Source organism: Allobosea sp. NPDC055332 (assembly GCF_053645455.1).
In genome coordinates this window covers 1-1,504 of record NZ_JBSHMO010000024.1, presented here as the reverse complement: position 1 = coordinate 1,504, position 1,504 = coordinate 1, and the positions used below count along the sequence as shown (strand labels likewise).

At 65.9% G+C, this 1,504-nt stretch carries 1 protein-coding gene; it reads left to right on the top strand.

Annotated features, from left to right (window positions below; genetic code table 11):
* Window positions 1–119: 119 nt before the first annotated feature.
* The coding region (locus tag ACWIGM_RS31345; protein ID WP_454029854.1) for a dipeptide ABC transporter ATP-binding protein at window positions 120–1,504 on the top strand (1,385 nt) is incomplete at its 3' end.

Below are 1,504 nucleotides of genomic sequence, written 5' to 3'. Positions count from 1 at the left end.
TGAAAATCAGCGTTCTGGTTGGCTGACAATGCTGTCGTGGTGGTTATTGTGGGGTGGTTTTTGGCGGGAGCGCTCCGGAAGAGGGCGGAGCGCTTCGTTGTTTTTTTGAGGGAGCTTGCATGACATCGCCGATTTTGTCGGTCTCGAACCTGACGACCTCGTTCCGTGTCGAGGGTTTGTGGAAGCCGGTGGTGCGCAACATCTCCTTCGAGATCAAGCCGCAGGAGACGCTTGCGGTGGTCGGCGAGTCCGGCTCGGGCAAGAGCGTGACGGCGTTGTCGATCATGCGGCTGACGCCGCCCGGCTCGAGCCGGATCGAGGGCTCGATCAAGCTGAATGGCAAGGAGCTCCTGACGCTGCCCGATGCGCAGATGCGCGAGATCCGCGGCAACGAGATCGCGATGATCTTCCAGGAGCCGATGACCTCGCTGAACCCGGTGCTGACGATCGGCTTCCAGATCGCCGAGGCGCTGATCCTGCATCGCGGCCTGTCGCGCTCGGAGGCCGAGGCCGAGACGGTGCGCCTGCTGGAGAAGGTCAAGATCCCCTCGGCGAAGTCGCGCTTCCACGAATATCCGCACCGCTTCTCGGGCGGCATGCGCCAGCGCGTGATGATCGCAATGGCGCTGGCCTGCAAGCCCAAGCTCCTGATCGCCGACGAGCCGACGACGGCGCTCGACGTGACGATCCAGGCGCAGATCCTCGAGCTGATCAAGCAGCTGCAGCAGGAGGAGGGCATGTCGGTCCTCTTCATCACCCACGACATGGGCGTCGTCGCCGAGATCGCCGACCGCACCGTCGTCATGTACAATGGCGACGAGATCGAGACCGGCCCGACCGAGAACATCTTCGCTCAACCGCAGAAGCCCTATACCAAGGCGCTGCTCTCGGCGGTGCCGCGATTGGGCTCGATGGAAGGGCGCGCGCGGCCGATGCGCTTCCCGGTGGTCGACCGCAATACCGGCCAGTCCGACGTGCCGACCGAAACGCCGGACACGGTCCAGGCGGCCGAGCGCCCGGTGCTCGAGGTCGCGGGGCTGACGACCCGCTTCGAGATCCGCTCGGGGCTGCTCTCCTCGGTCAAGGGCCGGGTGCATGCGGTCGAGAACGTCTCCTTCAGCCTGAAGGCGGGCGAGACCCTGGCGCTGGTCGGCGAATCCGGCTGCGGCAAGTCGACGACCGGCCGCTCGGTCCTGCGGCTGGTCGAGCCGCTCGCCGGCTCGGTGCTGCTCGACGGCGTCGATGTGCTGAAGCTCAACCAGGGCGAATTGCGCGAGCAGCGCAAGCGCATGCAGATGATCTTCCAGGATCCGTTCGCCTCGCTGAACCCGCGCATGAATGTCGGCGCCGCGATCGCCGAGCCGCTGCTGATCAACAACCTCGCCAACCGCTCGGAAGCGCGCGACAAGGTCGCCGACCTCCTGAAGCGCGTCGGCCTGCTGCCGGAGATGGCGAGCCGCTTCCCGCACGAGTTCTCGGGCGGCCAGCGCCAGCGCATCTGCAT